This is a genomic window from Bacteroides intestinalis (genome assembly GCF_003464595.1).
Classification (GTDB): Bacteria; Bacteroidota; Bacteroidia; order Bacteroidales; family Bacteroidaceae; genus Bacteroides; species Bacteroides intestinalis_A.
In genome coordinates this window covers 148,773-173,416 of record NZ_QRZF01000006.1, presented here as the reverse complement: position 1 = coordinate 173,416, position 24,644 = coordinate 148,773, and the positions used below count along the sequence as shown (strand labels likewise).

Genomic DNA, 24,644 nt, shown 5'->3' with positions numbered 1-24,644 from the left:
CTAATCACTTTTTTCCTTATCTTTGCGATGCATTGGTTTACTGTCTTTGTTCGGAGACGGTAATTAAAAGGGAATCAGGTGCAAATCCTGAACAGTCCCGCTGCTGTAAGTTTCATGATAGGTTGCAGGCAAACTACCAATAGCCACTGGAAGTCCGCTTCCGGGAAGGCGCCTGGCAACAGAAACAAGTCAGAAGACCTGCCATGCACTGTTTTTATCACTGCTTTCGAGGAAAAAGCGTTGAGTCTAATGAAACGGGCAAATCGTCCCATCATTTCATTCATCCACTCTGCTTCAAAGAAAGTAAGGAACAATAAACTCTGCCAAGTTTATTTGAATGGTGTCCGGTCGAAGGGATTTCGCCCGGACATTTTATTCTGTAACTTTCCCAAAACAAATTTCATCATCCGCGTGTTATACATACAGTAAACAATTAATACGAAGAGTTATGGAAGCAGATTATGAACTGATCGACAATGAAGAGCGTCGCCAATATGAGTTCCATGTCGATAAATATACTCCAAAGATTGAGTATATGAAATCAACAAATGGAGAGATTTACCTGACACACACCGAAGTACCCACTCAACTGGGTGGTAAAGGCATCGGCAGCCAGTTAGTAGAAAAAGCATTAAAAGATATAGAAAAACAAGGACTAAGGTTAGTACCTCTCTGCCCGTTTGTAGCGGGATACATTCACAAACATCCCGAATGGAAAAGAATTGTAATGAAAGGTATTCACATTCAATAATAAATAGTTATGAATATAAAGAAAGAATATACGAACGGGGAAGTGACCATCATCTGGCAACCCGGCCTGTGCCAACATGCAGGTATTTGTACCAAGACCCTTCCGAATGTGTATCATCCGAAAGAAAAACCGTGGATAACGGCTGAAAATGCAACGACGGAAGAATTGATCGCTCAAATCAAGAAATGCCCGTCGGGAGCATTAAGTTACAGAATGAATAACGAGAAAGAAGATAAATAAAAGAAATGAGGTTCCCCCCCCTTCAACACATGAATCCGGGTAACCTCATTTGTATTATGAAAAAGAAAGTAGTTATGTACGTTCCAATTGAACAGTGAAATGACGCATCAGGGGAGCCTCCCAAGTAATGCGAACTCCATTAGTAATACTTTCACGACGGTCGAAAACATTCTTCAACGCTACTGCAATCACGTTCATGTGATTATCCGTATATACGCGGCGGGGAATAGCCAGGCGCAATAAATCCAGTCCGGTAAAACGGTTCTCACGGGTAACCGGATCACGGTCTGCCAGGATATAACCGATTTCACATCCTCTGATACCGGCTTCAAGATATAGCTCAACCGTTAGAGTCTGTGCCGGGAATTCATTCTTCGGTACATGCGTCAGTACCTTCGTTGCATCCACAAAGATGGCATGTCCGCCTGCTGGACGCTGATATGGAATACCATATTCATCCAACTTCTTTGCCAGATATTCCACCTGACGGATGCGGGTTTCCAGATTATCAAATTCCGTATTCTCATCCAGTCCTGTGGCAAGTGCATTCATGTCACGACCATTCATGCCACCGTAAGTAAGATACCCTTCATATTGCACGCAAAAGCCTTTGGCACCTTCGTACCAATCTTTTTTTCGTGTAGCAATGAAGCCTCCCATATTGACGATACCATCCTTCTTGGCACTCATAGTCATACCATCTGCCAGGTCGAACATCTCTTTCGTAATTTCCTTTATCGTTTTACCGCTATAGCCATCTTCACGCATTTTGATGAAGTAAGCGTTTTCCGCAAAACGTGCGGAGTCAAATAATACAGGTTTATTATACTTATCCGCAAGAGCACGGACTTCACGAAGATTCTGCATGGATACGGGCTGTCCGCCGGCCGTGTTGTTCGTAATGGTAACGATGATAAACGGTATGCGGTCACCATGTTCCTGCAACGCTTTTTCCAGCTTCACAGGATCGACATTGCCTTTAAAAGGTATTTCCAACTGAGTATTCTTCGCTTCGTCGATGGTGCAATCCAGAGCAATGGCCTTCCGCCCCTCGATATGTCCCTTTGTGGTATCAAAGTGAGAGTTCCCCGGAACGATATCTCCATCATGTACCAGATAAGAGAAAAGCACATTCTCGGCAGCACGCCCCTGATGGGTGGGAATGACATATTCAAAACCAGTCAGACGAGTGATCACTTCTTTCAGATTGAAGAAGGAGGAAGCACCTGCATAACTTTCATCGCCCAGCATCATCGCTGCCCATTGACGATCGCTCATTGCTCCCGTACCGGAGTCAGTTATCAAATCGATATATACTTGTTCGGATTTCAGCTGGAACACATTGTAATGGGCTTCTTTCAGCCATTGTTCACGTTCCTGGCGGGTACTCTTCCGAATGGGTTCCACCATTTTAATTTTCCAAGACTCTGCAAAAGGTAATTCCATAGTGCTTGCTTATTATATTGACATTTAGTTAACAAAAAGACCCGTAGAAGAATTTCTACGGGTCGAATATAAGCATTTATACAGGATTAAGCAAAAGTTTTACTATCTTTTTGTCAACAAATCATTCCTTCGACAGAAATTTCTTCTTCTCCTTCTTACTCATCTCCTTCATGATAATTTCAACAGGATGCCAGGACTTATACATCACCCGCTCTTCAGGTTTACCTGTTTCCTCGGGAGAAAGATAAAAATCAGGTACATATGAGTGATCCGGCCGATCGGGGCAATAAATACTGAAACGCAAATGGGAACCCTGCTTGTAGTTCTCTCCGCCAATGATGCCAAGCGGCTGTCCCGGAATCACCTCTTCACCCGGAGAGACAAAGATCCCTTCATTCTGAAATAATTTATAACGGGCAAAAGTTCCGTCCTTATGGAAAACTTCCAGATAATTTTCCGTCGAATGGAACGATGTGTTTTCAGAAGTGGAAGCGGAGTGGTCAACAACTTCCGTCACGAGTCCGCCACGGGCAGCAAAGATTGTATCTCCGGCAGTCGTAGAGAAACCAAGTCCCGTGATACGCTTCTCCCCTTCCTTTCCCATAAAATTATCTAAAGACACCATCTTATTCACACGGACCACTTTCCCTTGTGCCAAAGGAAAGAGATACACAAAACTGGTATCCGTCTTCAAGCGGCTATTGCCTTTTTTATAGGTATAGCGATATGAGAATCCAATCGGAACATTTTCCGTAGACGGACGCAAAGTCAACAGGCGCGTTTTGCCATAATGAATAACGGCATCATAAATTTCTCCTTCAGAAGAGGTCGTATTACTCAGCCGGGAAAAAGTCATAGATACCGTATAAGGCGTATGCGACTGAGTTTCGGAATAGAAAGTCACTTCCCCCTTGGCAGACCGTTCATAGCTTACCGTAACAGTCTTATCCGACTGTGCATAAACCAGCAGAGGCAAGTAAAAAAGAAGAAAACAGAAATAGCGTTGTAGTTTCATAGTATCATGTTTTTAAAATTGATCGACTTGCCAAGTCAGCACAAAGTCCGGATGCAGGAGATATCGGATCTCAAATTTACGCTGTTCCGGTGTTCTGTACTCTTCAGCCGAGAAGGCTCCTTTTTCAGTAACCGTAAAAGGAAAAATACGCAGATGCTCCCGGAAATCAACCTCCGGTGTATTCATACATTTAAACATCACTTCTTTGGCCGACCAATGGAGCAACAAAGCCCAGGTATCCGTTCCCTGATACGAAGACAGAGGTTCATCAGTACGCATATACTTATGCGCCACCTTATGTACCCGTTCACCGTATTGTTCTATATCAATGCCCACTTCCTTACCGGCTTCACCGATAATCACCGATACATACCCACGTGTATGAGAAATACTGATTGATGCAGATTTATCTGCCAGATACGGTTTCCCGCTGGGATAGTAAGCAATTTCCTTTTCCTCTCCCAATAGAGTGAACAGCAACACACGAACCGACAGCCATTCCAAGCGGCGATGTTCAGCAGAGAAACGTTGCAACCCCTCCAGGTATGTTTCCTGTTGCGGAAGCATGCTCAGCAATTCATCCAGTGTTTCGTCCATCTTCCAGACTCCCCACTTATATGAAGGATACGTATGTTGTATGAAAAGAGACATATTATTTTGTAAATCAATCTTTCTTATCGGAATCCGACGGAGGAGTGTTGATGGTGAACTTCACTTTAAGAATACGGCGGTTATCCATCTCCAGGACTTCAAATTCATAGTGATCGTAGGTAACCTTTTCATGCAGGGCAGGGAATTCACCTTTCAGCTCCAGCAGTAATCCTGCAAGCGTATCAGAATCACCCGCCACTTCATCAAAGACTTCCTCGTCCACCTTCGTAATCTTATAAAAATCCGTCAACTGAGTTTTGGCTTCAAACACCCACGTATGATCGTTCAGCACTGCATACGTACGTTCTTCGTCATCATATTCGTCGTGAATCTCACCGACTATCTCCTCGATGATATCCTCCATCGTCACAATTCCCGACGTGCCACCAAATTCATCAACCACAATGGCAATATGAATCTTATTGGCCTGAAAATCACGCAGCAAATCGTCAATCATCTTAGTTTCCGGAACAAAATAGGCCGGACGTATCAGTGACTGCCAACGGAAATCCACCTTATTCAAATGGGGCAACAAGTCCTTGATATATAAGATACCTTTGATATTATCCCGGTTCTCGGAATAAATAGGGATACGGGAGTAAGCATTTTCGATAATACATTGCAATACATCCTTGAAAGGCGTGCGAATATCCAGATCGACTACGTCCAGACGGGAAGTCATCACCTCCTTCGCCGTTTCACCGCCAAAACGAATGATGCCTTCCAGAATATTATTCTCTTCCTTCAGCTCAGCCTTATCCGTCAGTTCAAGGGCATGAGAAAGCTCGTCTACCGAGATGTTATGGTTTTTGCGGGCAAAATGCTTGTTCAGGAACGAAGTGGAACGTACCAGCATAGAAGCTACCGGATAAAAAAGGGAACGAAACATCCAGATACCCGGAGCGGAGAAGCGACAGAAAGCCAACGTCTTCTGGGCTGAATAAATCTTCGGCATGATTTCACCGAAAAGAAGCAGAAGGAAGGTCAGGATGACGGTCAGTATCAGAAATTCCGCAATAGGAGAATGAAACTCAAACACACTCATGAAGAAGAAGTTACAGAGCATGATAATGGTCACATTCACAAAATTGTTTGTTATCAGGATGGTTGCCAGCAACCTTTCCGTGTCATCCAGGAGTTTACGAATTTTCTCATCCGAGGGATGTTTCTTCTCGTCAATGGCATTCAGGTCGGACGGAGAAAGAGAGAAAAAGGCTATTTCTGAAGCTGAGGCAAAGCCGGATACGAGCAACAGCAAGCCTGCCAACACAATGGCGATGATTGCCGAAATAGTAGGGCTATGTACGGATATACCATTAAAAACATTTGCCAACTGGCATAAATAAGCGTCTGGGTCCAAAGATCTTGGTTTTAGTTAAACAATTAGAACGGTAAATCGTCCGTTGTATTATCTTGTGCAGGGGTTGCCTGCGATTGCGCCATAGGTTGTGCAGGAGCACCTTGTGACATACCCGGTTGCGGAGCGGCAGCACCCGGTGCAGCAGTTCCTCTGGGGCTCAGCATTTCCATAGAGTCCACAAAGATTTCCGTAACATAGCGCTTTGCGCCGGTCTGATCATCGTATGAACGGGTACGTATTTTGCCTTCCACATAAAGTTTATCCCCTTTATGCACATATTTTTCGGCTGTTTCTGCCAGTCCGCGCCAAAGTACCAGATTGTGCCATTCCGTCCTTTCGGGTACCTGCGTACCGTTAGCCAATGTGTATGCACGGTCTGTAGTAGCCAAAGGCAAAGAAGCCACAGCGATACCGGAATCAAGGTATCTTACTTCAGGGTCTCTACCTACATTTCCAATCAATATTACTTTATTTACTGACATAAGCCTTTTTTCTTTTTATTTGAATTTGCTGCCAAAATTAAACAGAATAATCACACAATGCAAGAGTTAGCGCAACTTTTATAGATATTTCTCCAGAAAGGCATGCACCAGGCGAGAGACCGCATACTGCTCCAAATCCTCTGTTTTCACCCGCTGGAAGGCAGAAAAAGAAGTGGAATTTTCCGGTAAAACAACTTCATAGAAATTGGCATAAATCACCCTGTGAGAGAGCACATGCTTCACATTTCCACTGATTAAACGCAATCCCGAAACCTCCCCGTCTGCAAAAAGCACACGTACCTGGGGCAATTCACGAAACTCTTCTTCCGTCACAGGCGCTTCCGTTTCTATCAGCGGAAATTCGAAAAGATTTTTCCAGATATCATCCTCCGTCCGCTTATGTAAGTAGGTACACGCGCCCACACGTACATATATATAATTGAAATAACGATTGGTGGTTTTCGTCTTATGCTGCTTTACGGGCAACTTCGTTATCGTACCCTCCTTCAAGGCCGAGCAGCTGTCAACCAAAGGGCAAAACAGGCAATTCGGTGATTGCGGCGTACATTGTATGGCACCGAAATCCATTATCGCCTGATTGTAGACAGCAGGCTGCGATTTATCCATCATCTCATCTGCCAAAGCAGCAAACAATTTCTTGCCTTCCGTACTGTCCACCGGCGTATCGATGCCGAAATAGCGCGAAAGCACACGATAGACATTCCCGTCCACCACTGCATAAGGCATACCGTAGGCGGATGAGCAGATAGCCGCAGCAGTATAGTCCCCTACCCCCTTCAACGCACGCACCCCTTCATAAGTAACCGGAAAAACACCATTCATACTTTTTGCCGCCGCATGCAGATTACGTGCACGGGAATAATACCCCAGTCCCTGCCAGCATTTCATCACCTCATCTTCCGGTGCTTCAGCCAAGGCTGTCACATTAGGAAAACGATGGATAAAACGCAAAAAATAATCATAACCCTGCGCTACCCGGGTCTGTTGCAGTATAATCTCTGAAATCCATATAATATAAGGGTCAGTGGTATCCCGCCAAGGCAATTCACGCTTGTTTTCGGCATACCAGGCTATCAATTTCTCACTAAATATATTCATCTCTATTACAGATAGTTATAAAAGTCTAAAAAGGGCAACATCTTTCGCCTCGGACGGCTACCTTCTTTGTAATTCATGGCTATATCCCTAATATAAAAGGGTGTAGCCCTTCCTACAGCACAAAAATAGTTCTTTTTCCCCCAACAAACCTTAATCAAAAGACTTTTTTAGAAAATTGTCCAGAATATATTTTTTAGAGAGCGTAAAAAGCTATATATTTGCAGTCCAAAAAATTAGGAAACTATAGTAATAATATTTTTTTTAAAGAAAAATGACTAAAGCTGATATTGTAAACGAAATTACAAAGAACACCGGGATTGACAAAGTAACAGTGCTTACTACGGTTGAAGCGTTCATGGACACAGTAAAAGCATCTTTATCAAAAGATGAAAATGTTTACCTCCGCGGGTTTGGTAGCTTCGTAGTGAAGAAAAGAGCACAGAAAACTGCTCGTAACATCTCAAAGAATACTACGATTATCATTCCGGAACACAACATTCCGGCATTTAAGCCTGCAAAAACATTCACCATCTCCGTGAAGAAATAATAAACAAGAGTATTAACCTATTAAATTATTGAAGCTATGCCTAGCGGAAAGAAGAAAAAAAGACATAAAATGTCTACGCACAAGCGTAAAAAAAGACTAAGAAAGAACAGACATAAAAGCAAAAAGTAATTTTTAGTCTGAAGGACAGAAATAAAGAACAAACTTGTGAAGCTATTTGTCTCGCGAGTTTGTTCTTTGTTTAAGTAACAAATTGTAGTCGGCAAGGCTATTTGTATCCTCGCTGACTTTAGAACCTAAAAAGCAAGAAAAAAAATTGTGACAAGCGAACTCGTTGTAGACGTACAGCCCAAAGAGGTCTCCATTGCCCTGCTCGAAGACAAGAGCCTGGTGGAACTTCAAAGCGAAGGAAGAAATCTTTCTTTCTCGGTGGGCAACATGTATTTAGGACGAATCAAGAAATTGATGCCCGGCCTGAATGCCTGCTTCGTGGACGTGGGTTACGAGAAAGATGCTTTTCTTCATTATCTGGACTTAGGTCCTCAATTTAACTCGTTAGAGAAGTACGTAAAGCAAACTTTAAGCGATAAAAAGAAACTACCGCAAATCACCAAAGCAACCATACTTCCCGATCTTGAAAAGGATGGCACCGTAGCCAATACACTCAAGGTGGGACAAGAAGTAGTGGTGCAAATTGTCAAGGAGCCTATCTCTACCAAAGGTCCGCGCCTGACTTCCGAAATCTCATTTGCCGGAAGATATTTGGTGCTGATACCTTTCAACGACAAGGTTTCCGTATCACAAAAAATTAAATCGAGCGAAGAACGCGCCCGCCTCAAACAATTGCTGATGAGTATCAAACCGAAGAATTTCGGAGTAATCGTCCGCACCGTTGCCGAAGGAAAACGCGTAGCCGAGCTCGACGGAGAGCTTAAAGTTTTATTAAAGCACTGGGAAGATGCTGTCACCAAAATACAGAAAGCTACTAAATTCCCGACATTGATTTACGAAGAAACCAGCCGTGCCGTAGGCTTATTGCGCGACTTGTTCAATCCTTCTTTCGAGAACATCCACGTCAACGACGAAGCCGTGTTCCACGAAATCAAGGATTACGTAACTCTTATCGCCCCTGACCGGGCAGGAATCGTAAAACTGTATAAAGGACAACTCCCCATTTACGACAATTTTGGTATCACCAAGCAGATCAAGTCTTCATTTGGCAAGACGGTTTCATACAAGAGTGGTGCCTACCTGATTATTGAGCATACTGAGGCGCTTCACGTAGTAGACGTGAACAGCGGTAACCGCACCAAGAATGCCAACGGGCAGGAGGCCAACGCACTCGAAGTGAATCTGGGAGCTGCCGATGAACTGGCTCGCCAGCTGCGACTGAGAGATATGGGTGGTATCATTGTGGTGGACTTCATTGATATGAACGAAGCCGAAAACAGACAAAAGCTTTACGAACGTATGTGTGCCAACATGCAGAAAGACAGGGCAAGACATAACATCCTACCGCTCAGCAAATTCGGACTGATGCAGATTACCCGCCAGCGTGTGCGCCCGGCAATGGATGTCAATACCACAGAAATCTGTCCCACCTGTTTCGGAAAAGGCACCATCAAGTCCTCTATCCTCTTTACGGACACTTTAGAGAGTAAAATTGACTACTTAGTCAACAAACTGAAGATTAAGAAATTCTCGTTACACATCCACCCGTATATTGCTGCTTACATCAACCAGGGACTCGTTTCCCTGAAACGGAAATGGCAGATGAAATACGGATTTGGTATCAAGATTATTCCAAGCCAGAAACTCGCGTTCCTGGAATATGTATTCTACGACCCGCAAGGGGAAGAGATTGACATGAAGGAAGAATTCGAAATTAAATAAGAAAGACGGCGAAGTAAATCAGAAACTTCGCCGTCTTTTTTGTTTTCCTCACCAACTTTTCAAAATCATTGGCCGATATCTAAAAGAAACTCACCCTCTATACAGAAGCGAACATCACTCCCCTGCACATGCAAGGCGATAAATCTCTTTACTGTCCAGCTTTGTCAGCTTCACATAATTCCCAACCAACTCTCCTTTATTGCGATGCAGACTATCCGCCAGACGGTCAATATCAGGATTTTCAACACCCAATTCTTTAAATGTCACAGGCAGACCAAGAGAGCTAAAGAAAGCTTTCAGCTTACCAATACCCTCCAAAGCAACCGCTTTCTTATCTTCTGATTCAGGAACGCCCCATACACGAACGGCATATTGAGCAATCTTTCCTACATTATGCTCTACCATCCAAGTCATCCAGGCGGGGAAGATAACAGATAACCCAGCACCGTGAGTAACACCATAAATAGCACTGATCTCATGCTCCAGGAAGTGCGAAGCCCAATCTTCCTCACAACCTACGCCACAGGTACCATTATGCGCAATCATGCCCGCCCACATCAAGTTGGCACGCGCACCGTAATCTTCAGGATTTCTCATTACCTTGGGAGCTTCATTGATGATAGCCATCAAAGTGCCTTCACAAAGACGATCTCCAATTTCCACCTCCTGAGTGTTCGTAAAATAACGCTCCATGATATGAGCCATCATATCAGCCACACCGCAGGCGGTCTGGAAGGGCGGCAAAGTATAAGTAAGTTCCGGATTCATAATAGAGAATACCGGACGCAAAACTTCCGGTACACGCAGACTGAGTTTCTGCAAACCGTCCAGTTTCGTTATAACCGTATTACCGGAACCTTCACTTCCGGCAGCAGGAATAGTCAGCACAACAGCTACTTTCAGCGCTTTAGTCACTTTAGCCTTTCCGATATAGAAATCCCAGAAGTCACCTTCATAAAGCACACCTGCCGCTATGGCTTTGGCTGTATCAATGACAGAACCACCACCCACAGGCAACAGCATATCAGCCTGTTCACGGCGGCAGAATTCAATGCCTTCATACACTTTTGTATCCACCGGATTCGGCTGCACGCCCCCCATCAAACAATATTCAATCCCTGCTTCCTGCAAGGACTGCTTCACCCTATCCAGCAAGCCACTCCGTACAACAGAGCCGCCGCCGTACACGACCATCACTTTTCGCGCACCATGCTTCCGCGCCAGTGCACCGACTTGCATTTCCGTAGCCTTACCGAATACAAATTCGGTAGGACTGTAAAAGACGAAATTATTCATAATTTATTATATTATTATATGCGAAATACCGGCATAAAGTAGTATAGCCATAATAAGTGCTTACGTTTCTCCACAACTGAAGGGATAAAAGTTTCCACAACTACATCATAAAATTACTGAACAGAAAGAAGCAAGCATCGCCAATCTCCGGAAGTTCTTTCTTGCGGGAAAGACGAATGCCGCACCGGGAACAAAAATCCTTCAACAGGAATTCAGTTTTGTTATCTTCCACCTCAATGGCGTGAGGTTTATTACCCTGCTCGCGCAAAACATTGACTAACTTCAATAGTAACTCCTCTGGATTGTTGTTCAAAGCATTCTGAGTCAAAATGGGAAATACCAACTCGCTGGCGGTATCCAAACAAAGTAATACGGTAGGGAGGTAAGGAGCTTCATCCTCATCTGCATCTATGGGCGTCGGCATATGCAGATACTTCATTTGTAATGTCCCGGAAACAGGCAACTTTTTCATCTCGCCTGCCAGTATGTCGTTGGCAAACTTTGGTGCAATACACTCATCAGGCAGAAAAGCAGGAAGCTGAGTAATATTCCACTCGTATGTACCATCGGAATTGGGAATAAGGTACGGAACAGATTTTCCACCCTTTGCGGTAGGATAGTTGCCATTTACATCAAAGCCCAGCTTTACAAAGTCAGAGGTTGTCACCTTTGCCGCCACAGCAATAGCGGCCCGAAGCGCCTCAACGATATCACGCGCATCCTCCATACAAGTGATGCCATACTGCATCTTTCCAGGCTGATGCCGGGTAAAGTCAGGCCAGCCTTTAGAGCGTCGAATCTTCAGCTTATGGGCATCGGCATAATTACGGATGATTTTCTTTGTTTTCACATCCATGTCAGATGCTTGCATAAAGTCGCAATTGATGCAATCGAAAGTTGTTGTCATTTCAAACATTTCGATTTCTGAGAGATGTGCATTGCCTAAGCTGATAGTTTTCAAATAAGTAGTAAAACCTTTTCGCCCTCGGTAGAAACCCAAGGCAAGATGTTCACCTGCATTTCCCATCACGCAACAATATCCGGTTTCCCCATCGGATAGGCGAAATGCAAATACATCACTATCTGTCAACTCTTTCCACAATTCTGTGTCTCGATATTGAAATGCTACCGCAAGCATGTCGTCTACAAGAATCATTTTTCTTATTATTTATGGTTATAAATGTATTATTTTGTTCAAAGATAAAGATAAAAAACGAGAATAAGAGTGGATGAATGCAAGATAGTTGTAAACAAGGGATTTAGCGAAGAATGAGCCGCCGGAGCGAAGCCAAATGAAACCAACAAAAAGCCAAGTGAGGACAGCGTTACATTACTATCTCGTTACTTTCTTTTGGCTGATAATAGGAAATTAGATGATTTTCAAAGAGTTGATTTACATGGATTTCAGACTCTATTTACCTGAAAATGCAACCAAAAATTCGGGGAATGGGCAGTGACAGTATGAAAAAATAAACAAATCCGATTCTCTTGCGCTGATTGGCAGAGTTTTGCATATCAAGAAACAACTCTACAAGTAATAATTTTGTCACTTAAAAAATGTAGAGTATGAGATCAACATTCAGAGTCTTATTTTATCTCAAACGCAATGCCCCGAAGAAGAACGGGCTTGTACCAGTCATGTGCCGTGTGACCGTGAACAGCAAAGTATCCCAATTCAGTTGCAAACTGGATGTAGAAGAAAAATCGTGGAATGTCAAATTGGGCAAATTATCCGGCAGAAGTATCGTTGCACAAGAAGGCAACCGGATGCTGGAAAAAATCCGTGTGGGTATCAACAAAGCCTATCAAGAGATATGTGACAGGGATAACTATGTAACTGCCGAAAAAGTACACAATGCTTTCTTAGGGATAGGAATGAAGCATGAAACCCTGCTTACCGTATTCAGTCAACACAATGAGGACTACGTCAAACAAGCAGGTAAAACAAAAGTGAGCGCAGCTATTGGAAATACCGTACTGTATACAACCATTTGTCAGAATTTATCAAGCAACGGCATAAAGTCAGTGATATAGCTTTCAAAGAACTTACCCCTGCCTTTATTACCGACTTTGAACTGTTCCTTAGAACGGAGAAAGACCATTGCACCAATACGGTCTGGTCGTACATGATGCCATTGCGGAAAATTATCTACATGGCAATCAATAACGGTTGGCTACAGCGTGATCCGTTTTACGGGTACAGCATCACGAAAGAAGAAACCAAACGGGGCTTTCTGATGAAAGAGGAAATCTCCTGCTTGTCAATGGTACGTTCAAGAAGAAAAGCTATGAATTAATTCGTGATTTGTTTATTTTCTGCATATTCACAGGGTTAAGCTGGACGGACATGTATCACTTGACGAAAGAGAATTTGGAAATCTCTTTTGACGGTCATCTGTGGATAAAAACAAACCGCCAGAAAACGGGTACAGAAAGTAACATCCGTCTGTTGGAAGTTACCAAACATATCATTGAGAAATACGAGGGTATGGCGAAAGACGGCAAACTGCTACCCGTACCTTGTTATCCCAACTGCAAAAACGGTATCAAAGTAATTGCAAAGCACTGTGGTATAGACAAAAAACGTCACGTAGCATCAAAGTCAGCACTCATACACCACAACTGTGTGTCTGTCGAACGATGTGCCCATTGAAACGCTATCGAAGATACTCGGACACCGCAGCATCCGCACGACGCAAATCTATGCTAAGATTACAGCGGAGAAAGTCAGCTGTGATATGGAGAAGCTCTCAAAACAGATTGAACAGATGGAATCATTTATCTGTCAGGCTATTTAATTACATCCATTAAAACCATAAACGATGAAAAAAGAAAAGATAACTATTAGTAAAAGCGGTATAATCACTCTACCGGGTAATCTGACTGAAACGGTTTGGATGCGCGATTTTGATATAGCAGAGCTGTTTGGGGTAATAATATCCACCATCAAATATAACATTCGGGCAGTTTTAAAATCGGGAGTCATGAAAGCCGATTTACAGCATGGCGAAATAGTTCACGGAAAGTACATTTTGCCTAACTATTTCGGGTTGGATATGATAACAACTCTTGCATTTCGGATAAACTCGCTGAATGCTAAGCTATTCAGAGAATACATATTCGGTAAACCCTATGCAGTAAACACACAAAGTACACCGAATATAATTATTCAAGTGAATGCTAATAAAAGATTAAATAAAGAGAAAGTAATTCTCAATTAAAGCCGAAACAGTCATTACCACTACAGAGGCAAAAATAGTTACGGGTTCTTCACGCAGGTACAAGATCAAGCCGCAAGTGGTTATCGGAACAATCTCCACACCTTCGCTACGCTTCGGGTTGTATTCTTCCGATAAACCTTGTACCTGCTAAACCCTTCACCGGGATAGCCTCTGAAATGGTAACGACTGCCCCGACATCCCAATCCGAAAAAGAAAAAATAATAGTAACGAATAAAAATAGAGACAGTATGACTAAGAAACTTAAAATTGAAGGCATTGATACAGTGGGCATTTTGAACTCCACCCGCCCCATGAGCGAAACACTAAAGGAAATTCCGAAAGTGAAAAACCCCATGGAGACAAGTGAAAGTAACAATCGTAGAACCGCTCTCGATATAGACGAAGCACAATGTCTGTGCATATATCAAAGAGAATCCAATCTCTAAACAACTGGAAGATAAGCGAAAGGAAGCAGAACGACAAAACGTGGTAAGTGAACTGACTATACAAAGTGAAGTAAGTACACCGAGTGAGCAAACTGAACTCATTAATCCTGTTAAACCATCCACTCAGAAACGTACCGGCGAAAAGACAAAAAAGGAGGCATTGGAACGATGCCGCCAAACCTTCTTGCAAGTTCCGAAGATTGATGACCGCAAAACCATGTTTGTGAATTGCCATACACGGGATAGGATCGATGAGATTGTACGCAAGCTGGAAGGCGGGAAGATGAGCGTGTCGGGATTGATTAAAAATCTGGCACTACATCATATGGAATTCTATGGAGAGGATATTGAGCGGTGGAGAAAATTATAGCTTCACAGCTTATTAATAATGTATACTGAATACACTAAAAATAAAGCTAACTTTTCAATCCGTCCCCGGACGGATTTTTCTATTCACCAGAATAGAGCAAGGTGTCTTCTGAGTAACTCAGAAGCTTGAGGGTAACTTAAGAACCTTGCCTTACGGGAGTAATCACCCTCCGTAGTCGGATGATTAAAAAATTCAATCAAAAATGAATTGATAATGAACTTTACACAAACTTTATTCGCTTGTTTGAAGATAATCTTATAACTTTGCAACACTAAGTGATTAACACTAAATTAGTTTATGTTTTCAGGCTCTAAAAAACCTTGCAAATAAAGAATTTGCGAAGCAGGAACAACATGAACTAAAATATAGGATGAAATACTTAATATAAGAATTTAAATATGGCGTATGTTTTAAATTTTATAGATTTATTTGCCGGTGCAGGTGGTTTGTCCGAGGGCTTTATTCGGGCAGGGTTTGCTCCTATTGCTCATATTGAAATGAATAAATATGCTTGTGATACATTGCGTTCAAGAATGGCTTACCATTATCTGATACAGCACAATAGATCTGAAGAGTATGTTAAATATCTAAGAGAGAAGCAGGAAGGGGAAGGCGGACAAAAACTTTGGCTTACAGTTCCTGAAGAGATAATAGATTCGGTAATTAACAAGGAAATATCAGATGAAACGTTACCTGAAATATTTGTGAAGGTTGATAAACTTAAAGGAGATAAGCAAGTGGATCTTGTCATTGGTGGACCGCCTTGTCAAGCTTATTCCCTTGTTGGACGTGCTCGCGACCCCGAAAACATGAAAAAAGATCCACGTAACTTTTTGTACAAATATTATTTGCAGTTTTTGAAACGGTATGAACCCAAAATGTTCGTTTTTGAAAATGTGCCGGGAATTTTGTCTGCACAAAACGGAATCCATTTAGAAAATATAAAAAAAGGAATAGATAAAGCAGGCTATGAAATTGAGTTAAGAAAACTGAAAGCGTCTGATTATGGAGTTCTTCAAAATCGTGAAAGAGTTATCATTGTTGGTTGGAAAAAGGATTTAAACTTAAAATATCCTGAATTGGAAAAAGAAAAAAATCCATATAAAATTTTGCCCGATTTATTTTCAGACCTACCCGAAAGGCAGCAGGGAGAAGGAAGTTTAACCGGGATCGTTCAATATGAGACTTCGGCAACAAAATATTTAAAACAGTCAAAAATTCGTACTGAATTAGACTTTACTACACAACATATTGCCAGACCTCATAATCTTGTTGATTTGGAAATTTATAAACGAGCAATAAAATTGTGGCTTGAAAAGAGAGAAAGACTTAATTACGCAAGTTTACCGTCTGAATTGCAAAAGCACAATAACAAGCAATCATTTCTTAATCGTTTTCAAGTAGTCAATCATGACGGTTGCTGCCATACTGTTGTTGCACACATTGCGATGGATGGGCATTATTATATTTATCCATCATTAAAACAAATTCGCTCAATTACCATTCGCGAAGCAGCACGAATACAAGCTTTCCCTGATGATTATTATTTTGAGGGTAGCCGCACAGCTGCTTTCAAACAAATAGGAAATGCAGTGCCTGTAGTCTTAGCAGAAAAAATAGCTGATAAAATCAAAGAGCAGTTTGCTTATGGATTATAGTAAATTACAAAAGGCAGAAGCTGTTCCCGAAGCCGCTTCAATGATAGAAACATTTCGGGCAATCGGTTATAGTTTAGAGACCGCCGTTGCTGATATTATTGACAACTCCATTTCTGCCAATGCTAAAAGCATATACATTAACCGTTTGTGGCGAGGTAGCAAGTCCGTTATCACCATAAAAGATGACGGCGATGGTATGAATAGCAATGAAATAATCCAAGCAATGCGGCCGGGTGCACAAAATCCTTTATCCGAACGTTCCGAAACAGATTTAGGGCGTTTTGGATTGGGATTAAAAACCGCTTCATTTTCACAGTGTCGCAAACTTTCCGTATTAAGCAAGCGCAAAAACACCCCTCCTGCGTTTTGGTCGTGGGATTTGGATTATGTCGCTCAAAGCGACAAATGGGAATTATTACAATGGATTCCCGAAGAATTTACAAATAAGTTAGATAGTTTGCAGTCGGGCACACTTATTGTTTGGAGTGAATTAGACAGAATTTTGCCACCGCAAACGGCTGAAACAGATGATAATGCAAAGTGTAAATTTTCCGATTCTTTAGATAAAGTGAAAAATCATATTGCAATGACTTTTCATAGATTTATCGAAGATAAAACAATAAAAATCTTTTGGGGTGAAAATGAGATACCCGCGTGGAATCCATTTTGCCCAGACGAAAACAAAAGACAGGAACAACCAACCGAAAATATTAATGGCGGTGTGAAAATGAAAGGCTATGTTTTGCCTCACAAAAATAATTTTTCGTCAGAACAAGCATACAAAAAAGCCGAGGGAATACACGGCTATCCCGCACAACAAGGATTTTATGTTTATCGTGGCAAACGCTTACTTTTGGCGGGCGATTGGTTGGGCTTGTTTCGCAAGGAAGAACATTATAAGTTAGTCCGAATACAGATTGATTTGCCGAATAAACTTGATACCGAATGGCAGATTGATATTAAGAAGTCAAAAGCATACCCACCCGTGGTTTGTCGTGAGCAATTAAAATCTTATGCAAAATCAGTTCGTACCATTGGTAGCGAAGTTTACCGACACAGAGGCAAAATTTTGAAACAGCGAGCCGGACAGGATTTTCAACCGCTTTGGGAAGAAAAGGTAAAAGACGGCAAATGGTTTTTCGTAATCAATAGAAAGAACACTATTATTGAAAATCTGAAAGAGTTGGCAAAAACACAGCCGGAACAAGCAATCAACAATCTGTTGCATATTGTAGAAGAAAACCTGCCAACAAAAGCCATTTACATAAAAATTGCCGAAAATGATGAGAAAGAGAAAACGCATTTTTCGGACGAGTACGGCGATATTGTAAAATTAACGCTTGCACTGATGTTTCAAAATCAAATCAAACAAGGCAAATCACCCAAACAAGCAAAAGCATATTTGAAAACAGTAGAGCCGTTTAATAATTACGAAGATTTAATAGACGAATTACAATGAATGATAACTATCAAGTAGCCATAGAAATCTGTCAAAGCATAATCGGCAGAAAAGCTAGTGTTACTGACAGCGAAATAAACGAAGCAGTCAGTAAAGCGAAAATACTTTATTCAGATGTTGATACTGCAAAATTGAAGAACGATTTACTTTCAATGTACAGCGTTAAGATTGACACTTTTCAAATTTTGGAAGGTAGGGAACGCCGCGAGCCTTGGCTGAAAGATTTTCGGGCAGACCAAAAAACGAAGTGGGAGTTTTAGACCCGCTACGCTGAATATTTGGAAAAGCAAAAAAAGTTTTCCCCAAGTGTTATTTTGCAGTTGGACGAACTGACAGACAAAGTGCTTGATAAACTTTTTAACCCGCAACGCTCTGAAATTCAAATTTCTAAAAAAGGACTTGTTGTCGGACAGGTACAGTCAGGTAAAACAGCCAATTACACAGGGCTGATTTGCAAAGCTGCCGATGCAGGCTTTAATCTTATTATTGTTTTGGCAGGTATTCACAACAACCTACGCAGCCAAACCCAAAATCGCATAGACGAAGGTTTTTTGGGCTTTGATACGCAGTATGAAAGAGCCTACACAATGAACAAGACAACAAAAATCGGTGTGGGACTTATTCCGGGTTTTGAAAATGCTATTGCAAATTCATATACAACGAGTTTGGAAAAGGGCGATTTTACAAGCAGGGCAACCAATACAGCAGGTTTTAATTTTAATGCACCGCAGCCCATTTTGTTGGTAGTGAAGAAAAACGCCTCTGTTTTGAAACGCTTGTGTACTTGGTTGCAAACACAGGCTACTAACGACAAAATAACAAACAAATCGTTGTTGATTATTGATGATGAGGCTGATAACGCCTCTATCAATACCAATGTTAAAGAATTAGACCCAACAGCGATAAACAAAAACATTTGCAAAATCATTTCATTGTTCAATCGTTCCGCCTATATTGGCTACACGGCTACGCCGTTTGCCAATATCTTTATTCCTCAAAACGAAGACGATTTGTTTCCTCGTGATTTTATCATAAACATTCCTGCACCGACAAATTATATCGGACCAGAGAAAGTATTCGGAACTTCCATAATTCCAGATGATACAAACAACGACTTACTGCCAATCGTTTGTCCCATAAAAGATTATGATTATTTTGTACCACAGGGGCATAAGAAAGACGATGATAAACCAACTTTCAGCGATATTCCAGAATCGTTGAAAACTGCTGTAAAATGTTTCATTGTTACTTGTGCAATCCGAATAGCTAGAGGGCAAGGAACAAAACATAACTCAATGCTCATTCATATTTCGCGCTATCAGATGTGGCAAAACCATATTAAAGAATTAGTTGAACAACTTTTCAACTATTACAAACATGAGATTGAAGCAAGTGACCCCGCAATTTTGGAGGAGTTTAGGAAAATCTTGGAAAATGACACTGCAAATTACAAATCATACAAAACCGTTACGACCGAAATTCGGCAATCAAAATTCGGCAATATTGACAAATATTTAATGATTCATTCTTGGGAAGAAATAAAACCATTACTTTTCAAAGCAGTGCAAAAAGTTGAAGTAAAATCAATTAACGGTACTTCGGGCGACTGTTTAACTTATTACGAAAACGAAAAAACAGGCATATCGGTAATTGCAATCGGCGGCGACAAACTTTCGCGAGGTTTAACTTTGGAAGGGCTGTCTGTTAGTTACTTCTTGCGTGCCTCAAAAATGTACGATACACTTATGCAAATGGGGCGTTGGTTTGGCTATCGCCCTAGCTATGTGGATTTGTGCCGACTTTTCACAAGTGAGGAATTAAACGAGTGGTTTAGGCACATTACCATTGCAAGCGAAGAACTGAGAGGCGAATTTAACTACTTGTCAGAATCGGGAGGGACACCCGAAAATTATGCTTTGAAAGTACGGACACACCCCGGTTGCCTGCAAATTACCTCAATTTCAAAAATGCGATATACAAAACAAATTTCTGTTTCGTGGGCAGGGCGTTTGATAGAAACCTATCAACTACCAATGGATAAGGGTGCTAAGAAAAGAAATTTGATTGCAACCGATAATTTCATTTCTGCATTGGGAACACCCGAACAGAAAGGCAATAATTATCTGTGGCGTAATGTTTCACCCGATGATATTTGTGATTATCTTTCAAAATTCAAGGTTGCTGACAGTCTGAAAAAAGTTGATTTGGATATGATTAGCAGTTATATTCACGACCTTGTACGGGTGGGCGAATTAACTTCGTGGAGTGTGGTTGTTATGAATAAAAATCAGTCCGCAGTGCAGCATGTTTTTTCAAACGGCATACAAGCTGGCTGTTTCGATCGTAGCCGTGCCGAAGATACAAATTGGAACACTTACTACATTCGTAAAAATCACATTGTCGGCAATCAAACCGATGAATTTATTGATTTGGATGATGATTTGTTAGACGCTGCATTGGAAAGGACACTGCAGCGAAAAGCAGAATTAAACAAATCGTGGGACAAGGATTATCCCGCCCCCGAAATTGTCAGACAGGAGTTCCGCCAGCGTATAAACCCGCTTTTGCTGATTTACCCGCTTAATCCTGTTTGTGCAAATGTACTCAATAAACAGGGCGAAATACAAAGCGATACGATTTCATATAGTAAAACGGACGAGCCATTTATTGGTTTTGTGGTTTCGTTTCCGAGCAGCAACACCAATATTGCTGTTTCATATGCAGTGAATCAGGTTGCGGAATTTGCGGAAACAGAAACTTTATTTGACAATGAAAACGATAATGTATATGATGAACAATAATCACATACTGGAACTTTGGGAAGCATTGGAAGAAGAAAAAGTCATAGGGCTTGTAAAACGCTTGTATTCAAGCAATATACCGTTTCATGTTTACGGCACATTTCAATACCCCGAAAGATATTATGGCGTAGCGTTCACATTCAGTAATGACATACGCATTGATATTTCTTCTTTTGACAACCTGCGAGAATTGAAAGTAATGTTGTTGGCCGACACTACTTTCGTAAATTCTCGCCTGCTGATAATCCAACTTTTGTATCCTAACAGCCGCGACATTTTCGCAACACTGTGCGAAAATCTGATACAGTCGGTTATCAAACTCAATACCGAACAGAAAATCAGTCGTACCGTTGTCAATCAGTTAGAAAAGTGGAAAACGCTTTTTGAAAAAAACAACTCGAGAGGGCTAACGCCCGCCGAACAGCAGGGGCTTTACGGCGAGTTGCACTTTTTACAAAAGTTTCTCGCAAAAACAGACACTAACCCCTGTGATGCGCTGCATACTTGGGTAGGCGTTGATAAGGCAATGCGCGATTTTCAGGGTAGTACTTGGGCGGTCGAGGTAAAAACGACCTCAACCAACAATCCACAGAAAGTAACTATAAACGGCGAAAGGCAGTTAGACGAAACACTGCTTGAAAAGCTGTTTTTATATCATTTTTCGGTTGAAGTATCAAACGGAAACGGTCAGACGCTTTGCCAGAAAATTGCCATAATCCGTGAAACACTCGAAAATGACGCGCCTGCATTGTCTCTTTTTAATACTAAACTGTTTGAAACGGGCTATTTAGACAAGCACGAATCGTTTTATCAGGACAGATTTTATCAAGTCCGTAACGAGAATTTTTACAAAATCGAAAACAATTTTCCAAGAATTAAGGAAAACGAACTGCGCGGAGGCGTGAGCGATGTAAAATACTCAATTATTCTCGCGATGTGCGATGAATATTTAGTTTCTGAAAATCAACTCTTTAACACAATTAAATTCTTATGAATGAAATAAACAAATACTATCAATCTCTAATTCAGGATATTGTAGCATTGCAGGCTAGCAACGAAGAAGGCGATACACAAGAACAGACATTTACCCGCATTGCTATTGATATGCTTGCAGAAGCAGGCGAAACCGAAAATGCTGCTATTGCCTACGATGAAAAGGCATTAGGTACACGCAATCAGCACAAAATCAATGCCTATGCTATATCTGATAATTACGAAACAGTTGATCTGTTTATTTCCATTTTTGATAATTACGAAGAAATAAAAACAGTTGCAAAAGCCGATATTGACACAGCAACAAAGCGGATTATAAACTTTTTTCGCAAATCTATTTACAACGACTATGTTAATGAAGTTGCGGAATCGTCGCCAATCTTTGAGTTTGCTAATACTTTGGCAAATTTCCCAGAACTCAAAGAAAATCTTGTGCGCGTCAATGCCGTGATTTTAACTAACGGCGAATATAAGGGCGAGTTCCCACCGAGTGTGCAGATTTGCGGTTACAATGTGTTTTATAGAGTAATAGACATAAATTATCTGTATAAAATATCCGAGCAGTCACGCGTTCCGATAGAATTAGATTTTGATAATTTCGAGGGCGAAAATTTTGTAATCCCCTGTTTGTCTACAAATACTAACAATAAAGATTACAAAACATATATTGCGATTATTCCGGGTACTTGTTTATCAAAACTGTATGAACGATACGGCGCACGGCTGTTAGAACAAAATGTAAGGTCGTTTCTGCAATTCACAGGCAAAATAAACAAGGGCATTCGCGACACAATAAAGACCAGACCACATATGTTTCTTGCCTTTAACAACGGCATTGCAGCCACTGCCGACCACATTGAACTTGACGAAACAAATCGATACATTAAAAAAATCCGTAATTTGCAAATTGTGAACGGTGGGCAAACAACTGCCTCTATTTACAACACAGCCCGAAAAGACAAGGCAGATATTTCAAATATATTTGTTCAAGTAAAATTTTCAATTATTGAAAATCCTGAACAGTACAGCGATATTGTTTCTGATATTTCGCGTTGTGCCAACACCCAAAACAAAGTTAATGATGCCGATTTCTCGGCTAACAATCCGGTTTTGATTGCATTTGAAAAGTTATCGCGCTACATTCTTGCGCCGGTAACGGCTCAAAACAACTTGCAAACCTGTTGGTTTTTCGAGCGAGCACGAGGACAGTACAAAACCTTGCGCAGTCGCGAGGGCTTTACCAAGTCCCGCCAAAATGCATTTGACCGTAAATACCCGAAAAGTCAGATGTTTACAAAAGTTGAGTTGGCAAAGTTTATCAATGCCTATCAGGAAGTTTGGGACGGTAAAAAGTTAGTAATAAGTCCGAATATCGTTGTGCGAGGTAATGAAAAGAATTATGCAAAGTTTATCAACGATAACCTTCCTGATAACATTAAGAAGATCAACAATGTATATTTTGAAGATACGATTGCAAAGTGTATTCTTTTCAAAACAGCCGAAAAACGTTACGGAACAAAACAGAACGATTATAACATTGGCGAATTGCGGCAGGTAGTTGTACCTTATACTTTGTCGCTAATTAATATTTTAACAGAAAACAAATTAAACCTATATAAGATATGGAAAAACCAGCAAATTTCGCAACCGCTCTCCGACTGCATTTATGACTTGATGAAGCAGATTAATAAGTTTATTTTGGAAAAATCGCCTGTTACTCATTATATTGAATGGGCAAAGAAAGAAGATTGTTGGGAACAGGTAAAAACACACACTTGGAGTTTCAATATTAATGAGATAAAAGATGATTTGATTGACGAAAAGAACCCGCCGAAACGAAACCTTGTATCCAACACCGAAAACTCGGAAGAAACGCGGAAACACGAAGAAAACATAATCCGTTCAATTCCTTTCTCTCTTTGGAAAAAGATTGAATCGTGGGGACGCGATTCGGGCTTTCTCTCTATTCATTATCAGTCAGCGGCAAGCGATACTGCGTATAAAATCAAGAATAACAGAAAAATATCTGATACAGACCGGAACAAAGCAATATCAATTTTTGAAATCGTTTGTCAGTACAATATAGAATTATTGGAAGAGGCGGACAATTTGTCAACACAAGAAAAAGCTGCAACAGAAACACCGAAAACAGACTGCAATTCAACTTCAAACGAAATTACCTTGGAACTCATTCAAAAAATGGTTGATTGGGATCGCCGCAAGCGAGTTTTGGAAGATTGGAAATGGAAAGCGATGGACGATGTTTTGCAGGGAAGAAAGCCACTAGACAACCGCAAAAAATATACCTTCTATTTGAATTTGGAAAAGCTAAAAAGGCACGGTTTTACAGAAGAATAGATTATTTTTTCGCAGTTCGCTGATACTCAACAATATCTTCAGCAACCATTAAAACTTCATTTTCGCATTACTCATAAAATTTCAAAGAAATTTTCCTTGGCTGATTTTTGAGTATTTCCACCTCTACTCTGTCAATCAAGAGTGCGAGGTTATGTTTGTACGTGTGTCTTATTTCACACTCCCAGACCGTTACGACATTCCAACCTAAAGCTGTAAGTTTCTGAAAATTAGCTTTGTCTCTTTCGGCATTGGAAGTAATTTTATTAATCCAGAATTCTGTATTTGTCTTTGGCGTATAAGCATATTTGCAGCTCTCGTGCCGATGCCAGAAACAGCCGTGCAAGAAAATAATCGTTTTGTATTTCGGCAAAACAATATCGGGCTTTCCGGGCAGATTTGGAACATTCACGCGATACCGAAAGCCCCTTGCAAAAAGGGCTTTGCGCAACACCAATTCAGGTTTAGTATTTTTAGACCTGATTTTTGACATACATTCTGACCGTTTATTTTTGTCCCAAATATCCATTTCTTTAATTACAATTTTAAGATTACAAAGTTAGAACTTAATTAGCATTCAAAA

The 24,644-nt window shown here is 41.1% G+C and carries 20 protein-coding genes, 2 pseudogenes and 1 riboswitch; of the genes and pseudogenes, 13 read left to right on the top strand and 9 right to left on the bottom strand.

Translation table 11 applies throughout. From position 1 onward, the window contains the following. The first annotated feature begins 15 nt into the window (after nucleotides 1-15). A riboswitch (cobalamin riboswitch) is annotated at nucleotides 16-220 on the top strand. Nucleotides 221-448: 228 nt separating this feature from the next. Both DWW10_RS10785 and DWW10_RS10780 read left to right on the top strand, forming a co-directional pair. Continuing rightward, on the top strand, nucleotides 449-751 hold the full coding sequence (locus DWW10_RS10785) for a GNAT family N-acetyltransferase (RefSeq protein WP_118421313.1): 303 nt from the start codon (nucleotides 449-451) through the stop codon (nucleotides 749-751). 9 nt (nucleotides 752-760) lie between these two features. Next, a complete protein-coding gene (locus DWW10_RS10780) occupies nucleotides 761-991 on the top strand; it encodes a (4Fe-4S)-binding protein (RefSeq protein WP_007214486.1) in 231 nt (76 codons plus the stop codon). A 72-nt stretch (nucleotides 992-1,063) separates the two neighbouring features. Here the strand turns inward: DWW10_RS10780 and DWW10_RS10775 are convergent, their stop codons facing one another. The 6 genes from DWW10_RS10775 to mutY all read right to left on the bottom strand — a co-directional run bounded on the left by DWW10_RS10775 (nucleotide 1,064) and on the right by mutY (nucleotide 7,064). Next, nucleotides 1,064-2,437, bottom strand: coding sequence for a tryptophanase TnaA (locus tag DWW10_RS10775; protein ID WP_007214487.1), 1,374 nt, complete (start codon nucleotides 2,435-2,437; stop codon nucleotides 1,064-1,066). Between the two features lie 121 nt (nucleotides 2,438-2,558). After that, nucleotides 2,559-3,452: a M23 family metallopeptidase gene (locus DWW10_RS10770; RefSeq protein ID WP_118421314.1), complete on the bottom strand. Its 894-nt coding sequence runs from the start codon at nucleotides 3,450-3,452 to the stop codon at nucleotides 2,559-2,561. Between the two features lie 12 nt (nucleotides 3,453-3,464). Then, a complete protein-coding gene (locus DWW10_RS10765) occupies nucleotides 3,465-4,103 on the bottom strand; it encodes a 4'-phosphopantetheinyl transferase family protein (RefSeq protein ID WP_118421316.1) in 639 nt (212 codons plus the stop codon). 13 nt (nucleotides 4,104-4,116) lie between these two features. Further along, a complete protein-coding gene (locus tag DWW10_RS10760; RefSeq protein WP_118421318.1) occupies nucleotides 4,117-5,463 on the bottom strand; it encodes a gliding motility-associated protein GldE in 1,347 nt (448 codons plus the stop codon). A 23-nt stretch (nucleotides 5,464-5,486) separates the two neighbouring features. Beyond that, nucleotides 5,487-5,945, bottom strand: a complete 459-nt coding sequence (locus DWW10_RS10755; protein WP_007214493.1) for a single-stranded DNA-binding protein — start codon at nucleotides 5,943-5,945, stop codon at nucleotides 5,487-5,489. A 78-nt stretch (nucleotides 5,946-6,023) separates the two neighbouring features. Beyond that, nucleotides 6,024-7,064, bottom strand: a complete 1,041-nt coding sequence (gene mutY, locus DWW10_RS10750; protein ID WP_118421319.1) for an A/G-specific adenine glycosylase — start codon at nucleotides 7,062-7,064, stop codon at nucleotides 6,024-6,026. Nucleotides 7,065-7,335: 271 nt separating this feature from the next. Here mutY and DWW10_RS10745 point away from each other — a divergent pair, with 271 nt between their 5' ends. Together DWW10_RS10745 and DWW10_RS10740 are read left to right on the top strand one after the other, a co-directional pair. Next, nucleotides 7,336-7,611 carry an HU family DNA-binding protein gene (locus tag DWW10_RS10745; protein ID WP_007214495.1) on the top strand — a complete coding sequence of 92 codons (276 nt, stop codon included), beginning with the start codon at nucleotides 7,336-7,338 and terminating at the stop codon, nucleotides 7,609-7,611. Nucleotides 7,612-7,887: 276 nt separating this feature from the next. Then, complete coding sequence (locus tag DWW10_RS10740; RefSeq protein WP_007214496.1) at nucleotides 7,888-9,462, top strand: Rne/Rng family ribonuclease; 1,575 nt, start codon at nucleotides 7,888-7,890, stop codon at nucleotides 9,460-9,462. A 114-nt stretch (nucleotides 9,463-9,576) separates the two neighbouring features. Here the strand turns inward: DWW10_RS10740 and DWW10_RS10735 are convergent, their stop codons facing one another. Beyond that, nucleotides 9,577-10,758, bottom strand: coding sequence for an iron-containing alcohol dehydrogenase (locus tag DWW10_RS10735; RefSeq protein ID WP_118421320.1), 1,182 nt, complete (start codon nucleotides 10,756-10,758; stop codon nucleotides 9,577-9,579). A gap of 100 nt (nucleotides 10,759-10,858) precedes the next feature. Continuing rightward, nucleotides 10,859-11,914 carry a DUF7309 domain-containing protein gene (locus tag DWW10_RS10730; RefSeq protein ID WP_118487042.1) on the bottom strand — a complete coding sequence of 352 codons (1,056 nt, stop codon included), beginning with the start codon at nucleotides 11,912-11,914 and terminating at the stop codon, nucleotides 10,859-10,861. A 410-nt stretch (nucleotides 11,915-12,324) separates the two neighbouring features. Here DWW10_RS10730 and DWW10_RS10720 point away from each other — a divergent pair. From DWW10_RS10720 to DWW10_RS10685, 9 genes and pseudogenes are all read left to right on the top strand, one after another. Continuing rightward, nucleotides 12,325-13,556, top strand: a pseudogene (locus tag DWW10_RS10720) (site-specific integrase). A gap of 24 nt (nucleotides 13,557-13,580) precedes the next feature. Next, nucleotides 13,581-13,979, top strand: a complete 399-nt coding sequence (locus DWW10_RS10715) for a virulence RhuM family protein (RefSeq protein ID WP_118421324.1) — start codon at nucleotides 13,581-13,583, stop codon at nucleotides 13,977-13,979. A 248-nt stretch (nucleotides 13,980-14,227) separates the two neighbouring features. Then, nucleotides 14,228-14,425, top strand: coding sequence for a hypothetical protein (locus DWW10_RS26430; RefSeq protein WP_259320468.1), 198 nt, complete (start codon nucleotides 14,228-14,230; stop codon nucleotides 14,423-14,425). Nucleotides 14,426-14,465: 40 nt separating this feature from the next. Continuing rightward, nucleotides 14,466-14,795, top strand: a complete 330-nt coding sequence (locus DWW10_RS10710) for a DUF3408 domain-containing protein (RefSeq protein ID WP_259320467.1) — start codon at nucleotides 14,466-14,468, stop codon at nucleotides 14,793-14,795. A gap of 398 nt (nucleotides 14,796-15,193) precedes the next feature. After that, nucleotides 15,194-16,453, top strand: coding sequence for a DNA cytosine methyltransferase (locus DWW10_RS10705; RefSeq protein WP_118421326.1), 1,260 nt, complete (start codon nucleotides 15,194-15,196; stop codon nucleotides 16,451-16,453). Next, the gene (locus DWW10_RS10700) at nucleotides 16,443-17,912 is read left to right on the top strand and encodes an ATP-binding protein (RefSeq protein WP_182021381.1); all 1,470 of its coding nucleotides are present in this window, start codon (nucleotides 16,443-16,445) and stop codon (nucleotides 17,910-17,912) included. Before DWW10_RS10705 ends, DWW10_RS10700 begins: the two co-directional genes overlap by 11 nt. Next, nucleotides 17,909-20,713, top strand: a pseudogene (locus DWW10_RS10695) (Z1 domain-containing protein). The gene DWW10_RS10700 and the pseudogene DWW10_RS10695 overlap by 4 nt, the downstream one beginning before the upstream one ends. Next, the gene (locus tag DWW10_RS10690; RefSeq protein ID WP_118421416.1) at nucleotides 20,700-21,707 is read left to right on the top strand and encodes a PD-(D/E)XK motif protein; all 1,008 of its coding nucleotides are present in this window, start codon (nucleotides 20,700-20,702) and stop codon (nucleotides 21,705-21,707) included. Before DWW10_RS10695 ends, DWW10_RS10690 begins: the two are co-directional and overlap by 14 nt. Next, the gene (locus DWW10_RS10685) at nucleotides 21,704-24,064 is read left to right on the top strand and encodes an AIPR family protein (RefSeq protein WP_118487040.1); all 2,361 of its coding nucleotides are present in this window, start codon (nucleotides 21,704-21,706) and stop codon (nucleotides 24,062-24,064) included. The genes DWW10_RS10690 and DWW10_RS10685 overlap by 4 nt, the downstream gene beginning before the upstream one ends. Before the next feature lie 67 nt (nucleotides 24,065-24,131). Here DWW10_RS10685 and DWW10_RS10680 read toward each other — a convergent pair whose 3' ends face one another. Further along, entirely contained in the window at nucleotides 24,132-24,590 is a 459-nt protein-coding gene (locus tag DWW10_RS10680; RefSeq protein ID WP_118421331.1) for a very short patch repair endonuclease, read from the bottom strand. Nucleotides 24,591-24,644 lie beyond the last annotated feature (54 nt).